Origin of the sequence: Teichococcus vastitatis (genome assembly GCF_003604215.1) — a bacterium.
GTDB classification, from domain to species: Bacteria; Pseudomonadota; Alphaproteobacteria; order Acetobacterales; family Acetobacteraceae; genus Pseudoroseomonas; species Pseudoroseomonas vastitatis.
This window is the reverse complement of record NZ_QXGS01000013.1, coordinates 1-26,072: the sequence shown is the minus strand read 5'-3', so window position 1 is coordinate 26,072 and position 26,072 is coordinate 1. Positions and strand designations below refer to the sequence as shown.

Below are 26,072 nucleotides of genomic sequence, written 5' to 3'. Positions count from 1 at the left end.
GCCGGCGATCTGCACTATTCTGGCCGCAACCAGTGCCACGGACTCCACCAGAATGACCGAGGAATTCCACCGCATCCGCCGCCTGCCGCCCTACGTCTTCGCCGAAGTCAACCAGGCCAAGGCCAAGGCCCGCGCGGCCGCCGAGGACATCGTGGACCTGGGCATGGGCAACCCGGACAGCCCGACGCCGCCGCACATCGTCGCCAAGCTGATCGAGGCGGTGCAGAACCCGGATACGCATGGCTATTCGGCGTCCAAGGGCATTCCCGGCCTGCGCCGCGCCCTGGCCGGTTATTACGCCCGGCGCTTCGACGTGCAGCTCGATCCGGACAATGAGGTGGTGGCGACGCTCGGCTCCAAAGAAGGGCTGGCCAACCTCGCGGCGGCGATCTCCTCGCCGGGTGACACCATTCTGGTGCCGAACCCGTCATACCCGATCCACCAGTTCGGCTTCATCATCGCCGGCGCCTCGGTGCGCTCCGTGCCGCACACGCCGGATGAGAACATGCTGCAGGCGCTGGACCGTGCCGTGCGGCATTCCGTGCCGAAGCCCACGGCGCTGATCATCAACTACCCGTCCAACCCGACGGGTCTGATGGCAGATCTGGATTTTTACCGTGAGGTTGTCGACTTCGCGAAGAAGCACGAGATCTACATCCTGTCCGACCTCGCTTATGCGGAGCTCTACTACGGCAGCCGCGTGCCGCCCTCGATTCTGCAGGTGCCGGGCGCCAAGGACGTGGCGGTTGAGTTCACCTCCATGTCCAAAACCTACAACATGGCAGGCTGGCGCATGGGCTTCGCCGCGGGCAATCCGAAGCTGATCGCGGCGCTGACGCGGGTGAAATCCTATCTCGATTACGGCGCCTTCACGCCGATCCAGGTTGCCTCCGTGGCCGCGCTGAACGGGCCGCAGGACTGCATCGAGGAGATGCGCCGCCTGTACCGGGACCGCCGCGACGTGCTGGTGCGCGGCCTGAAGCAGTCGGGCTGGGACGTGCCGGTGCCGGAGGCTGGGATGTTCGTCTGGGCCGAGATCCCCGAGCGGTTCCGCCATCTCGGCAGCGTCGAGTTTTCCAAGCTGCTGCTGGCGCGCGCCAAGGTGGCGGTGGCGCCGGGCCTCGGCTTCGGCGAGCACGGCGATAGCCATGTCCGCATCGCCATGGTGGAGAACACCCACCGGATTCGCCAGGCGCTGCGCGGCATCCGCGCCTTCCTGCAGACCGACAATGGCGGCCCGGCCGAGCTGACCGCCAGGGCCCACGCTGAACTGGTAAAAGAATGACCGCTCCGCTTTCCGTCGCCATCGCCGGCCTGGGCACCGTGGGTGCCGGGGTTCTGACCGTTCTGCTTCAGAACGCCGAACTGATCGCCGCCCGCGCCGGCCGCCCCATCGTGGTCACCGCCGTCGCCGCCCGCAACCGCAGCCGCGACCGCGGCGTGCCCCTCGACGGGCTGCGCTGGTACGACGATCCGGTGGCCATGGCCGGCGATGCCAAGGCCGACGTGGTGGTGGAGCTGATCGGCGGTTCCGACGGCCCGGCCCGCGCCCTGGTGGAAGCGGCGCTGGAAGGCGGCAAGCCGGTGGTCACCGCCAACAAGGCGCTGCTGGCGCTGCGCGGCGCCGATCTTGCCCGGCGCGCCGAGGCGGCCGGCGTGGTGCTGGCTTACGAGGCGGCGGTGGCCGGCGGCATCCCGGCCATCAAGGCGCTGCGCGAGGGACTGGCGGCGAACCGCATCTCCCGCGTCACCGGCATCCTGAACGGCACCTGCAACTACATCCTGACCTGCATGCGGGAACAGAAGCGCGAGTTCGGCGACGTCCTGGCCGAAGCGCAGAAGCTCGGCTACGCCGAGGCCGACCCGTCCTTCGACATCGACGGCGTGGATGCGGCGCACAAGCTAGCCATCCTGGCGGCGCTGGCCTTCGGCCGCCCGGTCGAGTTCGGTGCGGTGCATGTGGAAGGCATCCGCAACATCACCGCCACCGACATCGCGCTGGCCGAGGAGCTCGGTTACCGCATCAAGCTGCTGGGCATCGCCGAGGCGGGGGAGGCGGGTGTCGCGGCGCGCGTGCATCCCTGCATGGTGCCGGTGTCGCACCCGATCGCCGTGGTGGACGGCGTGTACAACGCGGTGGTGGCGGAAGGCGATTTCGTCGGCCGCGTGGTGCTGGAAGGGCGCGGCGCCGGCGCGGGGCCGACCGCCAGCGCCGTGGTGGCGGACCTGATCGACATCGCCCGCGGCCGCCAGACGCCGGTCTGGGGCGCCGGCAGTGCGGCGCTGTCATCGGAGCCGTCACGGCCGATGGACAGCCATCAGGGCGCCTATTACCTGAGGCTGATGGTGCTGGACCGCCCGGGTGTCATCGCCGATGTCACCGGTATCCTGCGGGACCACGGCGTCAGCCTGGAATCCATGATCCAGCGCGGCCGCTCGGCGGTGGGCGCGGTTCCGGTGGTGCTCACCACGCATGATTGCGGCGAGGCCGCGATGCGCGACGCGCTGCGCCGCATCGCGGCGCTGGATGCCGTGCTGGAGCCGCCAGCGCTGATCCGCATCGAAACTCTTTAAACTGGCGCGAACGGCGCCGTCCGCCCATAGCACGCCGGCGGGGAACCCACCTCGCCCACCACAGGAGGCCACCATGCGCCGCGACACCACTCCCGTAGACCGCAACCTCGCCCTGGAACTGGTGCGCGTGACGGAGGCTGCGGCGCTGGCCGCCAGCCGCTGGATCGGCCGCGGCGACAAGAACGCCGCCGATGGTGCCGCGGTGGACGCGATGCGCAAGGCCTTCGACACCATCGACATCGAAGGCACCGTGGTGATCGGCGAGGGCGAGATGGACGAGGCGCCGATGCTCTACATCGGCGAGAAGATTGGCAGCGGTGGTCCCAAGGTCGATATCGCCGTGGACCCGCTGGAAGGCACCAACATCTGCGCCACCGGCGGCCCGAACTCGATCGCCACCCTGGCGGTGGCGGAGCATGGCGGCTTTCTGCACGCGCCCGACATCTACATGGACAAGATCGCCGTGGGCCCGGGCCTGCCACTTGGCGTGGTCGACCTCGACGCCAGCCCGGCCGAGAACCTGCGCGAGCTGGCCAAGGCCAAGAAGGCCGAGATCAACGACCTCGTGGTCTGCATCCTGGGCCGTGACCGACACAAGGAGATCATCCGCGCCTGTCGCGAGGCCGGCGCCCGCATCATGCTGATCCCAGATGGCGACGTGGCCGGGCTGATCGCGGTCGCGCAGCCGGAAACCGGCGTTGACCTGTATCTTGGCTCGGGCGGCGCACCGGAAGGTGTGCTCGCCGCCGCCGCGCTGCGCTGCATCGGCGGCCAGATGCAGGGCCGGCTGTTGTACGAGGACGACACGCAGATTGCCCGGGCCAAGGAAATGGGCATCACCGATCCGAACAAGAAGTTCGCCGTCGAGGATATGGCCAAGGGCGAGGTGATGTTCGCCGCCACCGGCGTCACTGGCGGTCCGCTGCTGAAGGGCGTGCGCCGCGGCCCGACCTCGGCCTACACCCATTCCATCATCATGCGCAGCAAGACGGGGACGGTCCGCTACGTCGAGGCCCACCACAACATCAGCCTGAAGCCGAGCGCCTTTGTCGGCTGAGCTCCTGAGCGAGCCTGCGGGGGCGGCGCCGGTTCTCGGCGTCGCCCGGTCCGTGTCGGGGCGGCGGTGGACGTGGCGCCAGGCGGATGCACGCATCGGGCTGGCCATCGCCCAGCGCCTCGGCCTGCCGGAACTGATCGGGCAGCTGCTGGCGGCGCGCGGGGTGGCGCCGGAACAGGCGGAGCTGTTCCTGGAGCCGACCCTGCGCGCGCTGCTGCCGGATCCCTCCGTCCTGGTGGATATGGACGCTGCGGCAGCGCGGCTGGCGCACGCGGTCCGCGTCGGCGAATCGGTGGCCGTGTTCGGCGACTATGACGTGGATGGCGCCTGCGCCGGCGCGCTGATGACGCGATTCCTGCGCGAGCTGGGCTGCACCGTGCGACCCTACGTGCCGGACCGGCTGAAGGAAGGCTACGGCCCCAATCCCGCTGCCATCGCCGCGCTGTGCGCGGACGGCGCCACGCTGATCGTGTGCGTCGACTGCGGCATCGCCGCGCACGCCGCGCTGGAAGCCGCCGAAGGCAGCGCCGACGTGGTGGTGCTGGACCACCACAAGGCGGAAGGTCCGGTGCCGCGCGTCGCGGCGGCGGTGAACCCGAACCGGCTCGATTGCGGCTCCGGCCTGCGGCATCTCTGCGCCGCCGCAGTCAGCTTCATGGCCGCCATCGCCACGCTGCGCGAGCTGCGCCGCTCCGGCTTTTTCGCCGATCGGCCCGAGCCGAAGCTGCTGGACCTGCTCGACCTCGTGGCGCTGGCCACGGTGTGTGACGTGATGCCGCTCACCGGGCTGAACCGCGCCTTTGTCACGCAGGGGCTGAAGGTGATGGCCCGTGGCGGCCGGGCCGGCATCGCCGCGCTGCTGGAGGTGGCGCAGGCGCGGGACCTGCCATCGACCTATACGCTCGGCTTTCTGCTCGGCCCCCGCATCAACGCGTCGGGCCGCATTGGCGAGCCGGATCTCGGCCTGCGGCTGCTCACCTGCGACGACCCGATCGAGGCACGCGCCATGGCCGAGCGGCTCGATGCGGTGAACCGCCGCCGCCAGGAGGTCGAGAGCGGTGTGTTGGCCGAAGCCTTTGCCCAGGCCGAGGCCCAGGCGGAGGCCGGACACCCTGTTCTGCTGGTATGCGGCGAGGGCTGGCATCCCGGCGTGGTCGGCATCGTTGCCGGGCGGGTGAAGGAGCGCTTCAACCGGCCCACCTGCGTGGCCGGCGTGGGGGAGGGGCTGGCCAAGGGCTCTGGCCGCTCGGTGCCCGGCGTGGATCTTGGCGCCGCCATCATCGCGGGCCGGCAATCCGGGCTGCTGGCAACCGGCGGCGGCCACGCCATGGCGGCCGGATTCTCCTTCCTCTCCGAACGGCGGGAGGAGGTGCATGCCTTTCTGAACGAGCGCCTGGCGCATGCCGCGAAGCTTCCGGCCAGTGCCGAGTTGCTGCTGGACGGCACGCTGCTGGTGCCGGGTGCCACGTCAGACCTGGCGACTGAGATCGGCCGCATCGGACCGTTCGGCGCCGGCAATGAGGAGCCGGTGTTTGCCCTGCCGCGCGTCCGCATCGGTCGGGCCGATCGGGTGGGCAAGGAAGGCAACACGATCCGCGCCTTTGTTGAGGGTGAGACGGGCGGCCGCCTGAAGGCCGTCTGCTTTCGGGCCAAGGAAGGGCCCTTGGCCGAATTGTTGCTGGGCAGTCGCGGCGCACCCTTGCATCTGGCCGGGGTGCTGCGGGCCGAGCAGTGGAACGGCCAGGTTTCGGCAGCGCTGCACATCCAGGATGCCGGGCCGGCCTGAGCAGGGCTTCTTCCCGGAATGTGCAGCGCAGGGCTGGACGCCCTGCGGCGGCTGGGCTAAGTAGCCGCCCGCGCGCAGCGGAAAGATCCGCACCGCAGCATTGGCATAGGTCCCCATCGTCTAGAGGCCTAGGACACCAGCCTTTCACGTTGGTAACACGGGTTCGAATCCCGTTGGGGACGCCAATCTTCGTTCGCGCAGGCGACTGTCTGATCGGCCAGGGCCCACGGACAGGACTTCATAATGAACAATCCATGTGCCGCTTCGGACCTGTGCCGGTGGCTTCGCCATACCCGGCTGCCGGCATCCGGATCAGTCGGTGCAGGTGCGCTCCGGCGCACGGCTGGCCAGGAATTCCTGTAGAAGGCCGAGAAAGACATCTCGGGCGAGGCTGGGGCTTCCGGAACGCCAGGCGGCGACCAGCGACCATTCGGGAAGCGCAGTTCCAAGTGGCAGGTCCAGGCCGCGAAACGACACCCCCGGGACCCGCATTCGGGCCGCCCATTCCGGAAGCACCGCCATGCCGATCCCGGCTGCGACCAGATTGATGATGGTCTGCTTCTCCTCGGCTTCCTGAGCCACACGCGGTGTTTCCCCGAGCAGATCATAGAGCCGGAGCACCACCGCGCGGCTGTGTGGCCGGGCGGCACGTGGCGGCAGGATCACCGGCAGGCCGGCGAGATCGTTCAACTGCAGGCGCTGGCGCTTGGCCAGCGGATGCCGCTGCGGCAGAACCACCACCGGCCTTTCCTGCATCAGCCACTGGCATTCGAGGCCGTCGGCCTGATGGGGCGGACGCACAAAGCCGAGGTCGAGCCGTCCGGATCGCAGCCAGGGCAGGATCTGCGCCGACTTGGCTTCCACCAGCCGCGTGACGATTTCCGGATGGGTGGCATGAAGCCGCGCCAGGGGCTCGGGCAACAGGCCGGCGGCGGCGCTGTCGATGGCGCCGATGCGCAGCGGCGCGCCGTCGGCCGACAGGGCGCGGATCAGGCAGGCAGCACCCGCGGCGCGGTCCAGGATGGCCCGCGCCTCAGGCAGCAAGGCCGCGCCGGCCGGCGCCAGGGTGACCTGCCGCGTGGTGCGATGAAACAACGGTGTGCCGAGTTCCTCTTCCAGCAGGCGAACCTGCCGCCCCAGCGCGCTCGGCAGCATGTTCAAGGTGCGCGCCGCCCGGCCGAAGTTCGAAGCATCCGCCACCGCCAGGAAGCAGCGCAACTGTTTCAGTTCCATATGCGCGAGCTTGTGCCCGGTCCGGGATCATAGCAATCATTTGCATAATCTTTCGGATGCAGCGGTGTCCCGCTTCTGCGGCTAGGCTCGTCGCAATCATCCGGAGGAACAGCCAGACCATGCGCGAATACAGCATCGCCGCCATCCCGGCCGATGGCATCGGCCCCGAGGTCATCGCTGCGGGTCTTCAGGCGCTGGAAGCGCTGCAGCGCCGCACCGGCAGCTTCAGGCTGCATGTGGAGCAGTTTCCCTGGGGTTCCGATTTCTACAAGCGCACCGGTGCGATGATGCCGGCCGACGCGCTGGATACATTGAAGAAGTTCGATGCGATCTATTTCGGAGCGGTGGGCGCGCCGGATGTGCCTGATCACGTGACGCTCTGGGGCCTGCGCCTGCCGATCTGCCAGGGCTTCGACCAATACGCCAATGTGCGCCCCACCAAGATCCTGCCCGGCGTCACGCCGCCCTTACGCGATTGCGGTCCCGGGGACCTCGACTGGATGATCGTGCGGGAGAATTCAGAGGGCGAGTATTCCGGCCATGGTGGCCGCGCGCATCGGGGCCTGCCGGAGGAGGTAGCGACGGAAGTGGCCATCTTTACCCGCGTCGGCGTCACCCGCATCATGCGCTACGCCTTCCGGCTGGCGCAGGCGCGGCCGCGCAAGCTGCTCACCGTGGTTACCAAGTCCAATGCCCAGCGTTTCGGCATGGTGATGTGGGACGAGATCGCCGAGGAGGTCTCGCGCGAGTTCCCCGATGTCGCCTGGGACAAGATGCTGGTGGACGCCATGACCATGCGCATGGTGCTGAAGCCGCAGAGCCTGGACACCATCGTCGCCACCAACCTCCACGCCGACATCCTCTCGGATCTGGCGGCGGCGCTGGCCGGCAGCCTGGGTGTGGCGCCCACCGGCAATGTGGATCCGGAGCGGCGCTTCCCTTCGATGTTCGAGCCGATCCATGGCTCCGCCTTCGACATCGCCGGCAAGGGTATCGCCAACCCCATTGCCACCTTCTGGACCGGCGCGCAGATGCTGGAGCACCTGGGCGAGCCCGAGGCGGCGGCGCGCCTGATGGCGGCGGTCGAGCGGGTCACCGCATCCGGCGTTCTGACGCCGGACCTCGGCGGCAATGCCACCACCCGGCAGGTGACCGACGCGGTGTGCGATGCGATCCACAGCGCCAATGCTTGAATGCAGAGCCGATGGCGGATCAACCGCCGCGGTTATCACAGGAGGAAAGTTCATGATGCATCGTCGCACCCTGTTGGCCGCCGGAGCTCTGCTCCTGACGGTTCCCGTTCCGGCGCCGGCGCAGGAGATCAACCGCGCGGTCACCATCACCGTGCCCTTCGCCGCCGGCGGACCTACCGACGTGATCAGCCGGCTGGTGGCGGAAGGCATGGGCCGGAACCTCGGCGTGCCCGTGGTGGTGGAGAATGTGACCGGCGCGGGCGGCACCATCGCCGCGGCCCGCGTCGCGCAGGCGCGGCCCGACGGCACCACGCTGCTGATGCACCATATCGGCCACGCCACCACCGCGACGCTGTACCGCAAGCTGTCCTATGACGTAGAGCGCAGCTTCGCCCCGCTCGGCCTAGTGTCGGATGCGGCAATGACCCTGGTGGCGCGGCCGGACTTCCCGGCCCAGGACCTCGCCGGCATGATGGCGGAGATCCGTCGCCAGGGCGACAAGCTGACCCTCGCGCATTCCGGATTGGGCGGCGCCAATCAGCTCTGCGGCATGCTGCTGCAGCGTTCAGCGAGGCAGGCGTTGACCACCGTAGTGTTTCGCGGCAGCGCACCGGCCATTACCGACATGATGGCCGGACGTATCGATGTGTTCTGCGACCAAGCCACCAACACCGCACCCTTTATCCGCGACGGGCGCATCAAGGCCTATGCGGTGACCTTGCCCCAGCGGGTTCCCGGGCTTGACCTGCCGACCACCGCCGAGGCGGGCCAGGCGGACATCGCCATGAGCACGTGGCACGGGCTGTATGCCCCGGCCGGAACACCGGAGCCGGTGCAGGAGCGGCTGTCTGCCGCGTTGCGCGCGGCGTTGCGGGAGGAACGGCTGCTGGCCCGTTTCAACGAGCTGGTCACGGCGGCGGCCAGTGAAGATCGGGCGACCCCGGCCTTCCACCGCCGCTTCCTGAGCGAGGAGGTGGCGCGCTGGCGGCCGATCATCCAGGAAGCCGGGGTGTACGCCGACTGAGTTCCGGAGGGCCGGCGCGGCGTTGCCGCCTGGCTCATCCCCGCGCGGGAAGCTCGGCGGCATTGAGCGGCGGTGTGCCCGAGGCTGCGGAGGGCCGCGGCGCCAGTGACTGCAGCCATGCCGCCATGAACTCGGCGAATTGCGAGGGCCGGCCAGCCGGGACCTGGCCATTCGGACCGACCGGCCCGGAGCCGGAGTTGATGCTGTCGCGCAACACGAGGGATCTCCTCTAAGCCGATGGTATTCTACATATTCATGCGCGCATGACGAGGGTTTGTTACCCACAACCGTACGTTGAAACAACTCGTGAATGCCAGGCCTGCGGGTTACCAGGGGGAGCGGGGACACCTCGTGGCTGCGAGGAGGGACTTTGGTTCCGCCATCGCAAAGCCATGGCTCGGAGGAGGGCCGTTGCGGCGACGCCGCCCGGCATCACTGTCGCAGAGGGCGAATAATTGACGTCGGCCTCGCCTATTCGGAGAAGACCCGGAGGCGCAGAGATTTGTCCTCTGGTTGAATTACAAGCTCGTCACATCACCTTATTTATCAAAAAGGTCTGCGCCAGATCGTTTGCTACGCGGACTGGTTGCGCCCGAGACTGAGAAAACGACGTATTCTCATTCTTAGGACGTTCAAGACTCTGCTGCTCCAGTCGGCGAACTTCGCAAATGCGCGAGTTCTCCACACGTTTTCGTCATATTGCCTTGCACCAATCACTCGACACGGATTTGCGATACAGCTAGGGCTGATGCGTTCCGAGCGCCTGGCGGGCGGCCAATTCGCCAGCAAACCTCGCGCAACTCGTGCAGGGATTTCCCAACTTTGCTGTGTCCTACAGCAGAGAGTGGAAACGCCTGTACCCGACGCACAGGAAGCAGAAAATGGCTCTTCTCGGAGTCTATGTAGAAAACAGCGTGCAGCGCTTGAACCAGTTCGAGAACTGGATCGGCCGCGATGTGGATGGGGTTCACGGCTATGTCGGGGGTAGCAGCTGGGGCGATTTCGTTTCCAGCTCCTCCTGGGCTGCGAGCAGGTTGTGGGGTCCGACCGGAACCGACGTGTTCTGGTCCGTGCCGCTGATCACCAATGGCGCCAGCCTCAGCGCAGCGGCGAATGGCGATTACAACCAGTATTATCGTCAGGTCGCGCAGAACCTGATCAATGCCGACAGGGAAGGTGACACGATCTACGTGCGCACCGGTTGGGAATTCAACGGCACCTGGATGCCCTGGTCCGCGGGAGGCAAAGAGGGCGCCTTCGTCAACGCATTCCGCGAATTCGTCGACAGCTTCCGCTCCGTCTCCGATCGCTTCAAATTCGAGTGGAACGTTAACGAATCCTACGGCGGCATGGATCCGTCTAAGGCCTACCCTGGCGACAACTACGTCGACATCATTGGCATGGATTTCTATTACAATCCGCAATGGCAGGGCTATGGCGAGAGTGGCCGTGAGGCGTTCGAGCACGTCCGCGACCAGAAGTTCGGCCTGCAGTGGCTGGAGAACTTCGCCAAGGCGCATGGCAAGCCCACCGCCTATTCGGAGTGGGGCACGCAGGGCAACGATGCCGCCAATTTCGTGAAGGCCGCCAAGGAATGGTTCGACAGCCATAACGTCGTCTACCAATCCTACTGGGATTCCAATACGTCTTACCCGGGCCGCCTGTCGGATGGCAGTGACGGCTCCACCGGGTCCGCCTACAAGGCGGCGTTCGCGGGCGGTTCCTCCAAGCCGGTGGAGTGGGACAGCGGCTCGGACAACGACACCGACAGCGGCAGCGATTCTGGTAGCGATGCCGGCAATGAGACGCCGGTGGTGACGGTGCCCGACAGCGGTTCCGTGAGCGGCGGTGCGACCAAGGTTTCCGGTGGCTGGACCAACCAGAAATGGGGCAGCAGCGGCACCGACACCTGGTACGGCAGCGACGCCAACGACTTCTACCAGTCGAACGGCGGCGGCGACAGAATGCATGGCGGCAAGGGCGACGACACGTACTCCGTGTTCAGCACCAATGACCGCGCGATCGAAAAGGCCGGCGAGGGAACCGACACGGTTACCACCTGGATCGGCAGCTACACCCTCGGCGAGAACGTCGAGAACCTGAAGTTCTACGGCACCGGCTGGTCGAACGGCACGGGCAACGGCTTGGCCAACATCATCACCGGCAATGGTGGCAAGAACATCCTCGACGGCAAGGGCGGCGCCGACCTCCTGATCGGCGGCGGTAACTCCGACACCTTTGTCATCGGCAAGGGCGAAGGCGGCGACACCATCGCCGACTTCCACCGCTGGGAAGGCGACAAGGTGAACTTCAAGGGCTTTGGCGGTGGCGCCACCCTGACGCATGACGGGGATGACTGGTCGATCCGCGCCGCGGATGGCAGCGTCACGCATGTGAAGATCGCCGACGTCACCTCGCTCTCCTCCGGCGATTACATCTGGAGCTGAGGCGCGATGCCGCGGCGCGGCACTTGCCGCGCCGCGGCGGAACGGCGCGTCCAGCCCGCCTTTTCCGCAAGGGAAAGACGGGCTTTTTTTGCCGATTTTTTTATACGGAGACGCGCAATTGGTGTTTCCATCCGGCCCTGAATTCCCGCATCGTCCGCCGGGCGGCGCTGGCCGCGAGGGGGGGGTTGCGTGGCCGAGTTCTGGGCGGATTGGGGTGGTTTGGCTTATCTGGCGGCTGCCGCCTGGGCCTTTTTCGAGGGCGAAACATTCGTGATCCTGGCGGCCGCGGCCGGTCAGGCTACAGGGCTGATCAACCCCTGGCTGTTGATCCTGTCGGTGTGGCTGGGCTCTTTTCTGGGTGACCAGCTGTGGTTCACCCTGGGCCGTCGCTATGGCGTGCGGGCGGTGAAGCGGATTCCGGCCGCCGAGAAGCGCCTGGGAACGGCCATGCGCTTCCTGGAGCGTTACGGCACCCTGTTCGTGCTCAGCTTCCGCTTCGTCTACGGCGTGCGCAACGTGGCGTCCGCGGCCTGCGGCATCGCCGGCATGCCGCATCCCCGCTTCGCCGTGCTGAACTTCATCGCCGCCGGCATCTGGGCGTCCGCTTTCGTGTCCGCTGGCTGGTTCATCGTCGCCTGGTTGGGCGAGGAAGCGACGAAATACGCCCTGGGCGGCGTCGGCGCGGCCGTGCTGCTCTACTTCCTGTGGCGCTGGATCCGCGGGCGCCGCCGGGGCGCGAGGCTTCCGATTCCATCGGCGGAACACCGCCCGCCCGTCGCACGGACCCCCGACCTGCCTTCGCCGCCCGCAGGACGCCCTGTGGCCGAGCGCAAGCCATCCTTCCACCGGATGACGGTGTGATCATTCCTGCGCAAGCGGAACAACGGGTGACCTTCGACCGCCTGTGACGTTGCTTCTCGCGTTATAGGCGAGGACCGGTGATGGCGCGACGATGCGGCTGGATGGCATGGCTGGTCCTGCTCATGGTCGGGGCCTGCGCGACCCCGTCACCCCCTGAGCCGGCGCAGATCTCCGCCATGTCGCCCTGGCGCGGCCGCCCGGTGGCTGCCGCCCTGGCGGAATGGCGCGATTGGGGCGCAATCGTGCTGGATGGATGGCCCGAAAGCTTGCCGGCCGAGCCCGATCCCCAGCTGTACAGCAAGGTGCTGCAATACTGGGACGCGGTGCCGGAGGGTCCTGCTGTGATCCGGCGCCACCAGCAGACCCATGATGCGCTGATGCAGGGCTTGCTGGAGGTGGCGGCAGCCGGCGAGGTCCCGTTGTCGCCTCCGCTGCCGGCCCTGTCGCTCTGGGCCTATCCTGCCTGGTCAGCCGCCTTCATCAGCCATGTGATGGCCCAGGCCGGCGTGCCCGGCTTCGTGTTCCCCCCGGCCGCGGCGCATGCGGCCTATGTCGATCTGCTGTTGATCCGGGCCGCCGAGGATCCCCCGCGCGCCGCGTTCCGGCCGCAGGACCCGGCAAGCTTCGCCCCGCAACCCGGCGATCTGCTCTGCGCCGACCGATCCATCCTGCCGCTGCTGCACTGGCAGGAGCGTCTCGCGGAGACGGGGCAGTTCCGTCCCATGCATTGCGACCTCGTGGTGGGGAATGGCGGAGGCCTGGTGCAGGCGGTGGGCGGCAATGTGATCGATGTGGTGGCGCTGCGCCGCTTCCCGGCGGATGCTGACGGCCGGGTGCTGCCTGCGCCCCTTGGCAAGTCCCCGTTTTTGGTGGTGTTCGAGAACCGGCTGGATCTCGCCCCCTAGCGCAGGCCGGCACTGCCGGGGATATAGGACCGCTCAGGCGAATGCCCTGCGAACCATCATTCCACCGAAGGAGGCTTCGTGGCCGCACCCAAGCACCTGATCCTGTTGTTCCTGGCTGGGCTGATGTGGGGTTCGGCGCCGCCAGCGGTGCTGGCGCAGTTGCCCGGGGCAACGTCACAGGCCACGCCGGCGCCGGCGCAACCCGACCCGGTGGCGGCGCTGGACGGCATTCTCGGCACCTTGCGCAGCGATGCCGAACGGGCCGCTTTCGTCCGGCAACTCGAGCAATTGCGCAACAGCCTGGCACAGCAGCGCGGCGGCACGGGAGCGGCTGCCAGCCCGGGTGGCGCCGCTTCCGGTGCCGGCAGCCCGGGTGCCGACAATCCGGGCGTCGCCGATCCGGCCGCCACCGATGACGTGCCACCGCAGGAAGGACTGCTGGGCGCGGTCGCCGCTGGACTGACCGATATCGGGCAGACGGTGCGCCAGCAGGTCGAGGGCGGCACGGTGCAGGGCCGCTTCGTCGCGGCGGCGCGTCAGATCAGCGGCCGTCTCGGTGCAGCCTGGTCCAGTGGTGCCATGCTGGACTTCATCCTGTGGGCCGGGGCTGGTTGGGTGCTGGCCGCGGCGGCGTTGTACGGCCTGTCGCGCCTGCGCTGGCTGCGGCCGCGTCCCGACGCGCAGCGCTTCCACCTCGATCACCGGAGCAACCTGTTCCGCAGCGCGGGGCTGGAATTGCTGCGCCGCCTGATCCCGCTGGGCGTAGCTGCCGCCGTGATCTTTGCATGGCCCGCGGTGCTGCCGCGCGGTTGGCAGGAAGCGCGGCTGTTCCTCGCGGTCGCCACCCCCCTGCTGGTCGGTGCCCTGGTGTGGCGCACCGGCTTTCCCCTGTTGTTTCTGCTTGGGCCGCTGCGCGGCTGGCAGATCACCCGCTATGCCAGGCGTCGCGTGCTCCCCTGGCTCGCCGCCCTGGCAACGCTGGCATTGTTCAGCTCCTCGCTGCGGGATCCGGATCTGCGCTGGATCATCGGGCCGGACGTGGCGCTGCTTCTGGCGTTCACCCTGGACATCGTGCTGGGCGTCGTGGCGCTGCTGTTCATCATCCGACGCCGCAGGGCCGTCCAGCGGCTGCTGGTGGAAAGCCGTGCGGAAGGCGATCAGCGCAAGGGCGTTCTGCACTCCGTGGCGACGCAGATCGCCGCCAATTGGCACCTGCTCGGCATCGCGCTGGTGGCGGGGCATCTGATCACCCGCTTCTTCGGGCTGGGGCAGGGCTCCTTCTTCGGCCGGGCCATGCTGACGCTGGGAGCCATCGCGCTGATCATGGCGGTGACCTTCACCATCTCGGGCGGGATCGCCCGGCTGGTGGCGCATCTCGATTCCGGCCGTGGCGGCCTAGTGCGGCGGTTGCAGTGGCGGCTGCTCGGCGTGCTGCGCCTCCTGCTGCGCGTTGCCGGGGTGATCGCGATGGTGGTGGTCGGGCTGCAGATCTGGAACATTGACGTGCTGGCCTGGGCCAGCCGCGGCATCGGACTGGCGATCGTGCGGCCGCTCGGCGCCATCGCCGTCGCGGTGCTGGTGGGCTGGGTGCTGTGGGTTCTGGTGGATTCGGCGGTGGAACACGCGCTGGCCACTCCGCCCAGCGGCGCGGCGCGCGACCATTCGACCCGGGCGCGCACCCTGCTGCCGATGCTGCGCAACTTCGCTTTCGTTGTGCTGTGTGCCCTCACGGTAATCGCCATCATGAGCAACCTCGGCATCAACGTCGCGCCGCTGCTGGCGGGTGCCGGCGTGATCGGCCTCGCCATTTCCTTCGGCTCGCAGCAATTGGTGCAGGACGTGATCACCGGCCTGTTCATGCTGATCGAGGACACCATCGGGATCGGCGACACCATCGACACCGGAGACCGCGCAGGCGTGGTGGAAAGCGTCACCATCCGCACCGTCCGGGTGCGTGATGGCGAGGGCGCCCTGCACACCATTCCCTTCAGCCAGATCAAGGCCCTGAAGAATCGTTCGCGCGGTTTCGGCGTGTACACGGTGAAGGTGGTGGTGGGCTACGACGCCGATCTTGACCGCGCCATGACCATCATGAACGAGGTGGGCGAGGAGTTGCAGCGCGACCCGGAATTCGCGGGCAACATGATGGGCGGGCTGTCGATCTGGGGCGTCGACCAGTTCACCCCCGAAGGCATCACCATCATGGGCGGGCTGCGCACCCGGGCGCTGCAGCAATGGGGCGTCGGCCGAGCCTTCAACCTGCGCCTGAAGCAGCGTTTCGACGCCGAGGGCATCGCCCTGACTCCGCCGCGTCCCACGATGATGGTGCCTGCGCGCGGCGCCTGGCCGGAACCCGAGGCAGGCCCGGAGAGCGGCACCGAGGCTCGCCATCCTGCCTGAAGCGAAGTCGCGGCCGGGAGAGGGCTCCCCCGGCCGTGGCTTACTCGGGCTTGATGTTGCGCTTCCGGATCAGCGCGCCCCAGCGGGCGCGTTCCTGCTCGGCATAAGGGCCGAACTCTTCCGGCGTACCGCCGACGGGATCGATCGCCAGAGGCTCCAGCTTGTCCCGCACTTCCGCCGACAGCATGATCGTGCGCGCCGCATCCGCCAATTGCCGCAGGACGGGTTCCGGCGTGCCGGCGGGTGCGAAGAAGCCGAAATCCGTGGAAGCGCGATAGCCCGGAAGGCTGGCTCCCTCGGCGACGGTGGGCACCTCGGGCGCCTGTCGGCTGCGCGCGGCGCCGGTGAAGGCGAGCGCCCGCAGCTCGCCCGAGCGCAGGTATGGCACCGCCGTCACGGAGTCGACGAAGGAGAGGGCCACGTCCCGGCTCATGATCGCCTGCACGCCCTGCGCGCCGCTGCGGTAAGGGACGTGCAGCATCTGCGCCTCCGCCATATCCAGCATCAGCTCGACCCCCAGGTGGTTGGCGACGCCGGAGCCGGCCGACGCATAGCTGATGGTGCCGGGCTTCTGCCGCGCCGCGTCCAACAGGTCCGTCAACGTCCGGTACGGCGCATCGGGAGCGACGCAGATGAACATGGCGTTGCTCGCCAACATGCCAATTGGCGCGAAGGCGCGGTCATTGTCGTAGGGCAGCCGCTCGAACATGAATGGCGCCATGGCGAAGGTGCCGTTCGGCACCACGCCCAGCGTGTAGCCATCGGCCTTGGCGCGGGCCAGAAAGGTCATGCCCACCGTGCCGCTGGCACCGGCACGGTTGTCCACCACGAATTGCTGCCCCAGTCGCGCGCCCAGCTGCTGCGCCAGGAGCCGCGCCACGAAGTCGGTGGAGCCGCCGGGAGCGAAGGGTACCATCACCGATACGGCGCGCGTCGGATACCCGCCGGACGAGGCACCCTGGCCCTCGGCCAAGCGGGGCAGGGTGCCGGTGGCCAGGGCGGCCAGGATGGCATGGCGTCTGGCGATGGACATGGATCCTCCTTGAGCCACCTTCGCGGTGGCTCTGCATCATCATTATCCGGACGAGCCGGTTCGTTCCTTTGGAGAGTCTTGCGGATGGAGAATGGAATTGTCCATGCCGGATGAGGCGCTCGTCGTAATGAAGGCTTTCGACGGTCGACCTCAGGCCGCCTGTGCAGACCCATGCGGCGGCCGGTTGTCCTGCGGAGTTCCAGCGGGGAGCGCCCATTGCCGAAGGCGCCTCCCGTTCTCTCGCACTTCCGCGCCCCAGGCGCGGTCCTGCCGCTCTTGTGGCGCAGCGCGACGTATTATCCGCGCCAAGTGCTCCTGGTTCTCTCAGAAGCTGGATCCTCCGTGACGACCAGTTGGTTCTGGTGGCGGGGAACAGGTCGCCTTTACCCAGGCTGCTGCGCCGGTTGTTGCCGCAGCCAAGCGGCGGCGGCCAGCCCGGCGGCCCGTCCGGTGGCGAAGCAGGCCTGCAGCAGATAGCCGCCGGTCGGGGCTTCCCAATCCAGCATCTCGCCGCAGGCGAACAGGCCCGGATGATTCCGGAACATGAAATCCGGGCCGAGCTGGTCCAGCTCCAACCCTCCGGCCGTGGAGATCGCTCGGTCCAGCCCTTGCGGCGCCGACAGCCGCAGGGGCATCGTCTTCACCAGGGATGGCAGCTCGGCCTGGGTGGCACCGCCATGCAATGCTTCCTGCACCAGCCCGATCGCCACCGGTGGAAGCCCGAGCGCCTTGCGCAGGAAGCCGGACAAGGATTGTCCGCGCCGCGGCTGGTCCAGCCGCCGGGTGATCTCCTGGTCGGAAAGATCCGGCCGCAGATCGAGCCGGAGCACGGCCTCACCGTCGCGGTCGATCGCGTCGCGCAAAGGGGCGGAAAGGGCGTAGACGGCGCCGCCTTCCAGCCCGTCCCGCGTCACCATGGCTTCGCCGGGCACGATGCGGCCACCGAACTCCAGGGCTATCCGCTTCAACGGCGTTCCGGCGTGCCGGTCGCGGAACAGCGGCGACCAAGCGATCCGGAAGCCGCAATTCGCCGGCCGGAATGGTGACAGCCTCGCCCCCGGCAGCAGCGCCGCCCAGCCGCCATCGGCGCCCAGCCGCGGCCAGGATGCGCCGCCCAGCGCCAGCACCACCGTGCCGGGCCGTTCCAACACCTGCCCGGCCGGGCTGGCGAAGCGCAGCGCGCCATCGTCGCCGAAGCCCTGCCAATCATGCCGCGGCCGGATCTCCACCCCGGAGGCCGCGAGCCGCGCCAGCCAAGCCCGCAACAAGGGCGAGGCCTTCATGGCGCGTGGAAACACCCGGCCCGAGCTGCCGGTGAACACCGGCTGGCCCAGCGCCTCGCACCAAGCGATCATGGCCTCTGGCGGGAAGGCCCGGATCGCCGGCGCCAGCACCGGCTCGGCCACGCCATAGCGGCCGAGAAAGGCTGGCAGCGGCTCGGAATGGGTCAGGTTCAGCCCACCGCGCCCGGCCATCAGGAACTTGCGTGCCACGCTGGGCATGCGGTCGAACACCACCGCGCGGCAGCCTTGGGCTGCCAGCGCCTCGGCCGCCATCAGCCCGGCTGGACCGGCTCCCAGGATGGCGGCCCACGAGGACGATCGGGTGGCCGGAGGCGGCGCGGCGGGAACGGAGGAATCGGACATGCCGCCCCTTACACCGGCGGACGTGCCGCCGCAGCCGCCGGCGGGAAAATAGCCATTGGCAAGGTCCAGCCACTCAGCCTAACCCGCTTCCTGAGCTTTTCCCCTCCAGGTTGCACCGCATGAACCCGCCCTCGCCCTTCTTTGTTCTGACGCTGACCTGCGCCAACCGGCCGGGCATCGTGTCCGCCGTCGCCACCGCGCTGTTCGAGGCAGGTGGCAACATCCAGGAAGCCCAGCAATCGGACGACACCACCACGGGCCGCTTCCTGATGCGCGTGGTGTTCGACGTGCCTGCCGGAACAACGGAGGAAACCCTGCGGGAGCGTCTCGGCGCGGTGGCGGAGCGATTCGGCATGGCCTGGTCGCTGCGACCGCGCGTCGAAACGCAGGGTGATGCTGCTGGTCTCCAGATTCGATCATTGCCTGGCCGACCTGCTGTATCGCTGGCGCATCGGCGAGTTGCCGATGGAACTGACGGCCATCGTATCCAACCATCCGCGCGACACTTATGCGCATCTCGATTTCACCGGCGTGCCGTTCCACCACCTGCCGGTGACACGCGCCACGAAGATGGAGCAGGAGGCTGAGATCTGGCGGCTGTTCCAAAGCACCGGTTCCGAGCTGATGGTGCTCGCGCGCTACATGCAGGTGCTGTCGGACGGGCTGGCGGCCAAGCTGCCGGGACGGTGCATCAACATCCACCATTCCTTTCTACCCGGCTTCAAGGGTGCCAGGCCGTACCACCAGGCGCATGCGCGCGGCGTCAAGCTGATCGGCGCCACCGCGCATTTCGTCACCGCCGACCTGGATGAGGGCCCGATCATCGAGCAGGACGTGGAGCGCATCAGCCATGCCGACACGCCGGATGATCTGGTGCGCAAGGGCCGCGACATCGAGCGCCGCGTGCTGGCCCGTGCCATCCGCTTCTTCCTGGAGGATCGCGTAATCCTCAACGGCAGCAAGACCGTGGTGTTCGCAGGCTGAGCCTCACTCCAGGCGCACCCGTGGCGCGGAAGCGCGGTGCAGCGCATCCGCCGCCCAGATCAGCAGCGAGCGCCAGAAGCCGTGCAGGCCAAGCTGGTGGCGGCGGTACAGCGACGCATAGCTGAGCTGAGCCAGGCGTCCCTGGATGAAGGTGCCGCCACCCAGCAAGCCGCGCCGGCCCAGGCTGCCGAAGGCGTTGTAGTGCCCGATGGCCACCAGCGCACCGCGATGCTGGTAGCGAAAGCCGGGCACGGGCTGTCCATCTAGGAAGCCGGACAGGGCGCGCGCCAGGTGAACCGCCTGCTGCTGCGCCACCTGCGCCGTGGCGCCGAGCGGCCGCTCAGCGCCTTCCGGGATCAGCCAGCCGCAATCGCCGATCACGAAGATCCAGTCGTCGCCCTTCGCCTGCAGGGTGGACCGCGTCACCACCTGGCCGGTCCGGGCGAACTCCAGCCCCTCGATCGTCCGCAGAACGGCGGGAGCGGCCACACCGGCCGCCCAGACCTTCAGCCGCGCCCTGATGTGGCGGCCATCCTTCAGCTGCAGCCCGGCCTCGTCCACCGCCGTCACCTGCGCGCCGGTCAGGACCTGCACGCCCTGGCGCTCCAGCTCGCGGCGGGAGGCCTCGGCGACGCGTTCCGGCAGCGCCCCCAGGATGCGCGGCGCCGTCTCGATCAGCGTCAGCCGCAGCCGGTCCCGCAGACCGGGGAAGCCATAGCCGGCGGCGAGATCGAGGGCGGTGCCGATCTCGGCACTCAGCTCGACCCCCGTGGCACCGGCGCCCACCACGGCGACATCCAGCGTCTCCCCGTCCTGATCCGACAAGCAACGGATGGTGTCCATCCTCAGCGCCTCGTTGAAGGCCTCGGCCTGGCGGCGGCTGTCGATGAAATGGCAGTGCTCGCGCACGCCGGGAATGCCGAAATCATTGGCCTGGCTGCCGATCGCTAGCACCAGGACGTCATAGGATACGCGGCGCGGACCGAGCACCTCGGCGCCGGTGGCATCGAGCAGGGGCGCCAGCAGCACCTCGCGCGCGGTGCGGTCAACGCCCACCATCTCGCCGGGCAGGTAGCGGAAGCCGTGCCGCTTGGCCTGCACCACGAAGCCGAGCTGCTGCTGCCCGACATCCAGCGTGCCGGCCGCCACCTCGTGTAGCAGCGGCTTCCACAGATGCGCGGCGTCGCGGTCGATCAGCAGCACCTCGGCCCGGCGGTGCACCGCGTGGCGGTTACCCAGTCGGGTGGCCAACTGCACGCCGCCCGCGCCGCCGCCGACAATCACGATGCGGGCCAGCTCATCCTTGTGCCGGGATGGTTGCTGCGCTTCCGCCTCCGGTGAGCGGGTGGGCAGGGATACGGCATCACTCACGATCAGCCTCCGAACGCAACAAGCGCCGCCCGGAGGATCCGGGCGACGCTGGCTGAATGATCGGGGGCGGCGCGGGTTCCATTCCGGCGCCGCTTGATGTTAGTGCACCGTTTCCTTCTCGGCCTTGCCGCGGCGGCCCGCGCCGAAGCGACGATGCGTCGCCTCGCGCATGCGCTGGAACACCACGTACAGCATCGGGATCAGGAAGATGCCGATCGTGGAGGCGGCGATCATGCCGGCGAAGACAGGCGTCGACACCGCCCGCCGCGCCAGCATCGAAGCGCCCGACGCCCAGACCAGCGGCACCAGGCCGAGGATAAAGGCGATGGAGGTCATCATCACCGCACGAAACCGCATCTTGGAGCCCTGGATCGCCGCCTCGGTGATCGACAGCCCCGCCTCGCGCCGTTCCTTGGCGAATTCCACGATCAGGATGCCGTTCTTCGCCGCCAATGCGATCAACACCACGATGCCGATCTGGGCGTAAAGGTCGAGCGGCATCCCGGCCAGCCAGATCGCCAGCACGCCACCCAGGACGCCTACCGTCACCGACAGCAGCACCGGGATCGGGATCACCCAGCTCTCGTACAGCGCCACCAGGAACAGGAAGGCGAACAGCACGGCCAGGGCCAGGATCGGCCCAGTCTGCCCCGCCGCCTGCCGTTCCTGGTAGGAGGTGCCGGTCCATTCAAAGGTGTAGCCGGCTGGCAGGTTGTTGCGGCTGATCTCCTCCATGGCCAGCAGCGCGTCACCCGAGGAGACGCCTGGTGCCGGGCCGCCCTGTACGGTGATGGCGCGATAGTTGTTGTAGCGGGTGATGAACTGCGGTCCCGTTACGGTGCGGGAGGACGCGAAAGAGCGCAGTGGCACCATGACCCCGCGGCTGTTGCGCACCTGAATGTTCCACAGCGCCGAAGGGTCGCGGCGGTCGGCGGCCTCGCCCTGCACCAACACCTGCCAAGTGCGGCCATACAGATTGAAGTTGTTGACGAAGGCTGATCCGAGCGTCGATTGCAGCGCCGCGAACACGTTGGACATGGACAGGCCAAGCGCCTGCGCCTTGTCGCGGTCGATATCGAGGAACAGCGACGGCGCGCGGGCGGAGAAGGTGGAGAACACCTGCGCCAGACGCGGGTCCTGGTTGGCCGCGGCCACCAGCCCCTGCATGACGCTGCCGATCTCCGCCGGCGATGCGCCTTCCAGGCTTTCCAGCTGGTATTCGAAGCCGCCGCCGGTGGACAGGCCGATGATCGGCGGCAGGTTGATCGGAATGATCTGCGCGCTGCGGATCTGCTGGCTTTCGCCGAAGATCCGCCCGATCAGCGCCTGGACGTTGTCTTCCGGCCTGGTGCGTTCGGCGAATTCCTTCAACTGCACGAACATGGTGGCGGCGGAGGAGGAAGCGCCGCTGTCGAGCAACGAGAAGCCGATAATGGAAACGGCGTCGCGCACCTGCGGCATCTGCTTCAGCCGGTTCTCCATGTCGGCCACCACCGCGCTGGTGCGTGACAGGGCGGCGCCGTCGGGCAGCTGGAAGGCGATGATGAAGGCGCCCTGGTCCTCGGAAGGCAGGAAACCGGCAGGCGTGCGCGATCCGATCCAGCCGGCGGCGCCGCCGAACACGGCCACCAGCAACACCGCCACCACGCCCAGGCGCAGCAGCCGGGTGACCACGGCGGCGTAGCCGTCGCGCACATTGTCGATGCGGCGCCCGACCCAGGCCATGATCCCCTTCTTCGGCCCGGTGTGGCGCAGAAACACGGCGCACAGGGCAGGGGACAGGGTTAGCGCGTTGATCGCCGAGATCAGCATGGCGACCGAGATGGTCACCGCGAACTGGCGGAACAGCACGCCGGACAGGCCTGGGATGAACCCGATCGGGACGAACACCGAGAGCAGCACCAGGGTGATGGCGATGATCGGCGCGGTGATCTGCGCCATCGCCTTCTTGGTGGCCTGCGCCGGGGTCAACTCCGGCTCCTCCTCCATGACCCGTTCGACGTTCTCCACCACCACGATGGCGTCGTCGACCACGATGCCGATCGCCAGCACCATGGCGAGCAGCGACACGGTGTTGGCCGAGTAGCCCATCAGCAACAGCACCGCGAAGGTGGTGATCAGGCTGACCGGCACGGCGACGATGGGGATGAAGGTGGCGCGGATGTTGCCGAGGAACAGGAACACCACCACCGCCACCAGCACAAAGGCTTCGAGGAGGGTCTTGATCACCTCCCGGATCGTGTCGGACACGAAGATGGTGGTGTCGAACACCGGGCGGATGGTGATGCCGGGCGGCGCGCGCTCGCCCACGCGCTGGATGGTGGCCGCGACCGCGGCGGCGGCGTTCACCGCATTGGCGCCCGGTGCCAGGTAGACGCCGATGCCGACGCCGTCCTGGCCGTTCAGCCGGGTCATGCTGTCCTGGTTCTGCGCTCCCATCTCGACCCGCGCCACGTCGCGGACGCGCAGCACCGAGCCGTCCGGATTGGCGCGCAGCACGATGCCGCCGAACTGCTCCGGCGTGGACAGGCGCCCCTGGGTCTGGACGTTGAGCTGCACCTGTTGGTCGGCCGGGATCGGTGGCGCGCCGAGCCGGCCGACCGGGGCCTGCACGTTTTGCGCGCGGATCGCGTTGATCACATCGGAGGGCGCCAGCCCCAGGCTGACCAGACGCTGCGTGTCAAACCAGACGCGCATCGCGTAGTTCTGCCGCGAGAACAGCGTGGCCGAGCCGACGCCCTGGGTACGCGACAGCTCGTCGATCAGGTTCAGCGTGGCGTAGTTGGTCAGGAACAGCGGATCGTAGCCGCTGTTGCCGGTGTCGTAGACGAAGAGAACCTGCAGGATCGAGGAGGACTGCTTGCGGACCTGGATGCCCTGTGCCTGCACCTCGGGCGGCATCAGCGCCATCGCCGCCTGGACGCGGTTGTTGACGTTGACGGTGTTGATGTTGGCGTCCGAGCCCAGCAGGAACGACACGTTCAGCGTATAGCTGCCGTCGCTGCCGCTGTTGGAACGCATGTAGATGGAGTTCTCGACGCCCACCACCTGCGCTTCCAGCGGCTGCGCGACGGCGGCCTCCACCACGTCGGCCGAGGCGCCGGGGTAGTTCGCCTGAACCTGCACCTGCGGCGGCACGATGTCGGGGAACTGCGAGACTGGGATGCGCGTCAGCGACAGCGCGCCGGCAATCGTCATCACGATGGCGATCACGATCGCCAGGCGGGGCCGGTCAACGAAGATGGCCGAAAACATCGGTCAGCCCCCCTGGGCCGGACGGCCCGGGCCACCCGGGCCCTGGCCGGCCGCGCCGCCCTGCACCGGCGCCGGGGACACCGGGCTGCCGGGGCGAACGCGCTGCAGCCCGTCCACGATCACCTGGTCGCCCTCGCGCAGCCCCTCCTGCACCACCGCCAGCTCGGGCGTGGACTGGCTGCCCATGCGGATGCTCCGCCGTTCCGCCTTGTTGTCCGCGCCGACCACGTAGACGAAGTCGCCGCGCTGGTCAGTGATCACTGCGCCGCGGGGCACGGTCAGCAGCTGCGCCGGCTCGATCGCCTCCACCACCACGCTGACCAGCTGCCCGGCGCTCAGGCCGCGCAGGCTGCCATCCTGCACCGGGTTGGGCATGCGGGCGCGCAGGGTGATGCTGTCAGTGTCCTGGCCGACATCGATGTCCACGAAGTCGAGCTTGCCGGACTGATCGTACAGCGTGCCATCCGGCAGCCGCACCTTCACCGCCACCGCGTTGATCCCGCCGCGCCCGGCATAACGCGAGCGCACCTCCAGCAGGGTGCGCACTGGCACGGTGAACAACACGTACATCGGGTCCTGGCTGACGATCGACACCAGCGTGCCGGAGGACGGCGACACCACATTGCCTTCCGTCACCAGCGCGCGGCCGATGCGGCCGTCGATCGGGGCACGGATCTCCGTGTAGTCCAGGTTGATCTGGGCCTGCCGCTGCTGGGCCTGGGCGGACAGCAGCTGCGCCTGGGCGCTGCGCTGCGCCGCCAGTGCGGTGTCGACGTTGGACCGCTGGCCCGCCACCGTGTTGAGCAGCGCCTGGGCACGGTTCAGGGTGACGCTGGCGTTCTGCAGCTGGGCATCGGCCTCGGCCACGGCGGCACGGGCCTGCGCCAGCTGCGCCTCGAACGGGCCACGCTCCAGCCGGATCAGCAGGTCGCCCTGCTTCACCTCCGAACCTTCGGTGAACTCGCGCTTTTCCAGGAATGCGGTGACGCGGGAGACGATCTCGACGCGGTTGATCGCCTCGATCCGGCCGATGAACTCGTTGCTTTCGGTGACGGCGCGACGTGCCACCGGGGCGACGCCTACCGCCGGCGGGGCGCCACCACCCGGAGGCTGGGCTGCCATGGCCGGCAGCGCCAGCAGGGCGAGCCCGATCGCGGGAAGCCCGCGGCGGAACAGGAGCGTCATGGATCCTCCAAGGAATTGCCGGCCGCGGACCGAACGGCTTGTAAAGATACCTTCACGTATGTATATAAAGTAACACTAATCAACAGCAAGATGGCAAATGGCGCGTCGTACCAAACAGGAAGCTGACGAGACGCGCGAGGCGTTGCTGGATGCCGCCGAGCAGGTCTTCCTGGAGCGCGGCGTGGCCCGGGCGTCGCTGGATGAGGTGGCGCGGGCGGCGGGATGCACGCGAGGCGCGGTCCACTGGCATTTCGGTGACAAGCTGGGCCTGTTCCTGGCGTTGGATGAAAGGCTGGTGCTGGTGCAGGACGAGATGATGCGGCGCCTGTGCCTCTGCCAGCAGATGCCGCCGTTGGAAGGCATGGCCAAGGCGATTACGGCAGCCATGGCTGATCTGGAAAACAATCCAAGCCAGCGCCGGTTGCTGACCATCATGCTGCATCGCTGCGAATACGTTGCGGAAATGGAGCCGGCTCTGGCGCGGCGCCGCGAGGCCGACCGCAAGGTCCGCGACGGATTGCGCGACGTGTTCCGCATGGCCGCCGAACGCGGCGAACTCGCGGCGCCCTGGACCCCTGACAAGGCCGCGCTTTTCCTGCACATGATGCTGGCTGGCTTTATCCTGGAGTGGCTGCGCGGCGATGCCGGCTTCAGCCTGACGGAGGAAGCCAGCGAAGCGGTGCGGGGGTACTTGGCCTGCACCGCCTCCGCCGTTGATTCCTGAGGAGAGCCTGGATGACGCACCTTCTTCTGCGGCTTGCCCTGCCGGCCTCGCTGCTTCTGGCCGGCTGTTCTGGCCGTGCCATGCCCGATCTCAGCGGTGCCCATGGCACCACCGCGCAGGCGGTTCGTGGGGAGGCGCCTGGCGCACCACCGCTGCGCCCGGAGAGCGGCAACATCTGGAGCGAGGGGCTGACGCCCTCCGCCCGCCCGTGACGACCTCTTGTTCAGGACCGCCCCGATGATCCGTTCGACGTCCGGCTCCACTCTTCGTGGGGCGTTGTTGCTGGTGGTGATGGGTGGCGGTGTGCTGTGGGGTGAGGTGGCGCGGGGCCAGACGCTGCAGGAGTCACTGTCGCAGGCCTATGCCAACAACCCGGCGCTGCTGGCGGCGCGGG

Annotated in this window: 19 protein-coding genes, 1 tRNA gene and 1 pseudogene; 14 read left to right on the top strand and 7 right to left on the bottom strand. The window is 68.2% G+C overall.

Going from position 1 to position 26,072, the window contains the following annotated elements:
- Nucleotides 1-52: 52 nt before the first annotated feature.
- The 5 genes from D2K64_RS15175 to D2K64_RS15155 all read left to right on the top strand — a co-directional run bounded on the left by D2K64_RS15175 (nt 53) and on the right by D2K64_RS15155 (nt 5,602).
- Nucleotides 53-1,285: an LL-diaminopimelate aminotransferase gene (locus D2K64_RS15175; protein ID WP_120009226.1), complete on the top strand. Its 1,233-nt coding sequence runs from the start codon at nt 53-55 to the stop codon at nt 1,283-1,285.
- Entirely contained in the window at nt 1,282-2,574 is a 1,293-nt protein-coding gene (locus D2K64_RS15170; protein ID WP_120009225.1) for a homoserine dehydrogenase, read from the top strand. Before D2K64_RS15175 ends, D2K64_RS15170 begins: the two co-directional genes overlap by 4 nt.
- Before the next feature lie 73 nt (nt 2,575-2,647).
- Nucleotides 2,648-3,631, top strand: a complete 984-nt coding sequence (glpX, locus tag D2K64_RS15165; protein WP_120009224.1) for a class II fructose-bisphosphatase — start codon at nt 2,648-2,650, stop codon at nt 3,629-3,631.
- Nucleotides 3,621-5,417 (top strand): single-stranded-DNA-specific exonuclease RecJ, encoded by a 1,797-nt coding sequence (recJ, locus tag D2K64_RS15160; protein WP_120009223.1) that lies wholly within the window; start codon nt 3,621-3,623, stop codon nt 5,415-5,417. The genes glpX and recJ overlap by 11 nt, the downstream gene beginning before the upstream one ends.
- Before the next feature lie 109 nt (nt 5,418-5,526).
- Nucleotides 5,527-5,602, top strand: a tRNA-Glu gene (locus tag D2K64_RS15155).
- Nucleotides 5,603-5,729: 127 nt separating this feature from the next.
- Here D2K64_RS15155 and D2K64_RS15150 read toward each other — a convergent pair.
- Entirely contained in the window at nt 5,730-6,650 is a 921-nt protein-coding gene (locus tag D2K64_RS15150) for a LysR family transcriptional regulator (RefSeq protein ID WP_120009222.1), read from the bottom strand.
- Between the two features lie 119 nt (nt 6,651-6,769).
- On the opposite strand from D2K64_RS15150, the gene D2K64_RS15145 reads away from it, so the two are divergent.
- Complete coding sequence (locus tag D2K64_RS15145; protein ID WP_120009221.1) at nt 6,770-7,843, top strand: tartrate dehydrogenase; 1,074 nt, start codon at nt 6,770-6,772, stop codon at nt 7,841-7,843.
- Between the two features lie 52 nt (nt 7,844-7,895).
- Entirely contained in the window at nt 7,896-8,867 is a 972-nt protein-coding gene (locus D2K64_RS15140; protein ID WP_120009220.1) for a tripartite tricarboxylate transporter substrate-binding protein, read from the top strand.
- Between the two features lie 34 nt (nt 8,868-8,901).
- Here the strand turns inward: D2K64_RS15140 and D2K64_RS15135 are convergent, their stop codons facing one another.
- Nucleotides 8,902-9,084 (bottom strand): hypothetical protein, encoded by a 183-nt coding sequence (locus D2K64_RS15135; protein WP_120009219.1) that lies wholly within the window; start codon nt 9,082-9,084, stop codon nt 8,902-8,904.
- A gap of 706 nt (nt 9,085-9,790) precedes the next feature.
- Here D2K64_RS15135 and D2K64_RS15130 point away from each other — a divergent pair.
- The 4 genes from D2K64_RS15130 to D2K64_RS15115 all read left to right on the top strand — a co-directional run bounded on the left by D2K64_RS15130 (nt 9,791) and on the right by D2K64_RS15115 (nt 15,480).
- The gene (locus D2K64_RS15130) at nt 9,791-11,314 is read left to right on the top strand and encodes a glycosyl hydrolase (protein ID WP_157985869.1); all 1,524 of its coding nucleotides are present in this window, start codon (nt 9,791-9,793) and stop codon (nt 11,312-11,314) included.
- A gap of 189 nt (nt 11,315-11,503) precedes the next feature.
- A complete protein-coding gene (locus D2K64_RS15125; protein ID WP_120009217.1) occupies nt 11,504-12,175 on the top strand; it encodes a DedA family protein in 672 nt (223 codons plus the stop codon).
- A gap of 101 nt (nt 12,176-12,276) precedes the next feature.
- A complete protein-coding gene (locus D2K64_RS15120; RefSeq protein WP_238384217.1) occupies nt 12,277-13,080 on the top strand; it encodes a DUF2272 domain-containing protein in 804 nt (267 codons plus the stop codon).
- A 78-nt stretch (nt 13,081-13,158) separates the two neighbouring features.
- Entirely contained in the window at nt 13,159-15,480 is a 2,322-nt protein-coding gene (locus tag D2K64_RS15115) for a mechanosensitive ion channel domain-containing protein (RefSeq protein WP_120009216.1), read from the top strand.
- A gap of 40 nt (nt 15,481-15,520) precedes the next feature.
- Here the strand turns inward: D2K64_RS15115 and D2K64_RS15110 are convergent, their stop codons facing one another.
- Together D2K64_RS15110 and D2K64_RS15105 are read right to left on the bottom strand one after the other, a co-directional pair.
- A complete protein-coding gene (locus tag D2K64_RS15110; protein ID WP_120009215.1) occupies nt 15,521-16,513 on the bottom strand; it encodes a Bug family tripartite tricarboxylate transporter substrate binding protein in 993 nt (330 codons plus the stop codon).
- Nucleotides 16,514-16,896: 383 nt separating this feature from the next.
- On the bottom strand, nt 16,897-18,159 hold the full coding sequence (locus tag D2K64_RS15105) for a BaiN/RdsA family NAD(P)/FAD-dependent oxidoreductase (RefSeq protein ID WP_120009214.1): 1,263 nt from the start codon (nt 18,157-18,159) through the stop codon (nt 16,897-16,899).
- 119 nt (nt 18,160-18,278) lie between these two features.
- Between D2K64_RS15105 and purU the strand changes: the two are divergent.
- Nucleotides 18,279-19,143, top strand: a pseudogene (purU, locus tag D2K64_RS15100) (formyltetrahydrofolate deformylase).
- A 3-nt stretch (nt 19,144-19,146) separates the two neighbouring features.
- Here the strand turns inward: purU and D2K64_RS15095 are convergent.
- The 3 genes from D2K64_RS15095 to D2K64_RS15085 all read right to left on the bottom strand — a co-directional run bounded on the left by D2K64_RS15095 (nt 19,147) and on the right by D2K64_RS15085 (nt 24,954).
- The gene (locus D2K64_RS15095; protein WP_238384216.1) at nt 19,147-20,514 is read right to left on the bottom strand and encodes an NAD(P)/FAD-dependent oxidoreductase; all 1,368 of its coding nucleotides are present in this window, start codon (nt 20,512-20,514) and stop codon (nt 19,147-19,149) included.
- A 99-nt stretch (nt 20,515-20,613) separates the two neighbouring features.
- Nucleotides 20,614-23,769, bottom strand: a complete 3,156-nt coding sequence (locus tag D2K64_RS15090) for an efflux RND transporter permease subunit (RefSeq protein WP_120009213.1) — start codon at nt 23,767-23,769, stop codon at nt 20,614-20,616.
- A 3-nt stretch (nt 23,770-23,772) separates the two neighbouring features.
- Entirely contained in the window at nt 23,773-24,954 is a 1,182-nt protein-coding gene (locus D2K64_RS15085) for an efflux RND transporter periplasmic adaptor subunit (protein ID WP_120009212.1), read from the bottom strand.
- Between the two features lie 97 nt (nt 24,955-25,051).
- Between D2K64_RS15085 and D2K64_RS15080 the strand changes: the two genes are divergently transcribed.
- Together D2K64_RS15080 and D2K64_RS15075 are read left to right on the top strand one after the other, a co-directional pair.
- Nucleotides 25,052-25,678 (top strand): TetR family transcriptional regulator, encoded by a 627-nt coding sequence (locus tag D2K64_RS15080; protein WP_120009211.1) that lies wholly within the window; start codon nt 25,052-25,054, stop codon nt 25,676-25,678.
- 11 nt (nt 25,679-25,689) lie between these two features.
- Nucleotides 25,690-25,890: a hypothetical protein gene (locus D2K64_RS15075; RefSeq protein ID WP_120009210.1), complete on the top strand. Its 201-nt coding sequence runs from the start codon at nt 25,690-25,692 to the stop codon at nt 25,888-25,890.
- The last annotated feature ends 182 nt before the right edge of the window (nt 25,891-26,072 follow it).

Coding starts and splice junctions, on each gene's coding strand:
- D2K64_RS15140 (WP_120009220.1), top strand. CDS start 7,896: ATGATGCATCGTCGCACCCTGTTGGCCGCCGGAGCTCTGCTCCTGACG.
- D2K64_RS15175 (WP_120009226.1), top strand. CDS start 53: ATGACCGAGGAATTCCACCGCATCCGCCGCCTGCCGCCCTACGTCTTC.
- D2K64_RS15085 (WP_120009212.1), bottom strand. CDS start 24,954: ATGACGCTCCTGTTCCGCCGCGGGCTTCCCGCGATCGGGCTCGCCCTG.
- glpX (WP_120009224.1), top strand. CDS start 2,648: ATGCGCCGCGACACCACTCCCGTAGACCGCAACCTCGCCCTGGAACTG.
- D2K64_RS15150 (WP_120009222.1), bottom strand. CDS start 6,650: ATGGAACTGAAACAGTTGCGCTGCTTCCTGGCGGTGGCGGATGCTTCG.
- D2K64_RS15110 (WP_120009215.1), bottom strand. CDS start 16,513: ATGTCCATCGCCAGACGCCATGCCATCCTGGCCGCCCTGGCCACCGGC.
- D2K64_RS15120 (WP_238384217.1), top strand. CDS start 12,277: ATGGCATGGCTGGTCCTGCTCATGGTCGGGGCCTGCGCGACCCCGTCA.
- D2K64_RS15105 (WP_120009214.1), bottom strand. CDS start 18,159: ATGTCCGATTCCTCCGTTCCCGCCGCGCCGCCTCCGGCCACCCGATCG.
- D2K64_RS15075 (WP_120009210.1), top strand. CDS start 25,690: ATGACGCACCTTCTTCTGCGGCTTGCCCTGCCGGCCTCGCTGCTTCTG.
- D2K64_RS15145 (WP_120009221.1), top strand. CDS start 6,770: ATGCGCGAATACAGCATCGCCGCCATCCCGGCCGATGGCATCGGCCCC.
- D2K64_RS15090 (WP_120009213.1), bottom strand. CDS start 23,769: ATGTTTTCGGCCATCTTCGTTGACCGGCCCCGCCTGGCGATCGTGATC.
- D2K64_RS15080 (WP_120009211.1), top strand. CDS start 25,052: ATGGCGCGTCGTACCAAACAGGAAGCTGACGAGACGCGCGAGGCGTTG.
- D2K64_RS15170 (WP_120009225.1), top strand. CDS start 1,282: ATGACCGCTCCGCTTTCCGTCGCCATCGCCGGCCTGGGCACCGTGGGT.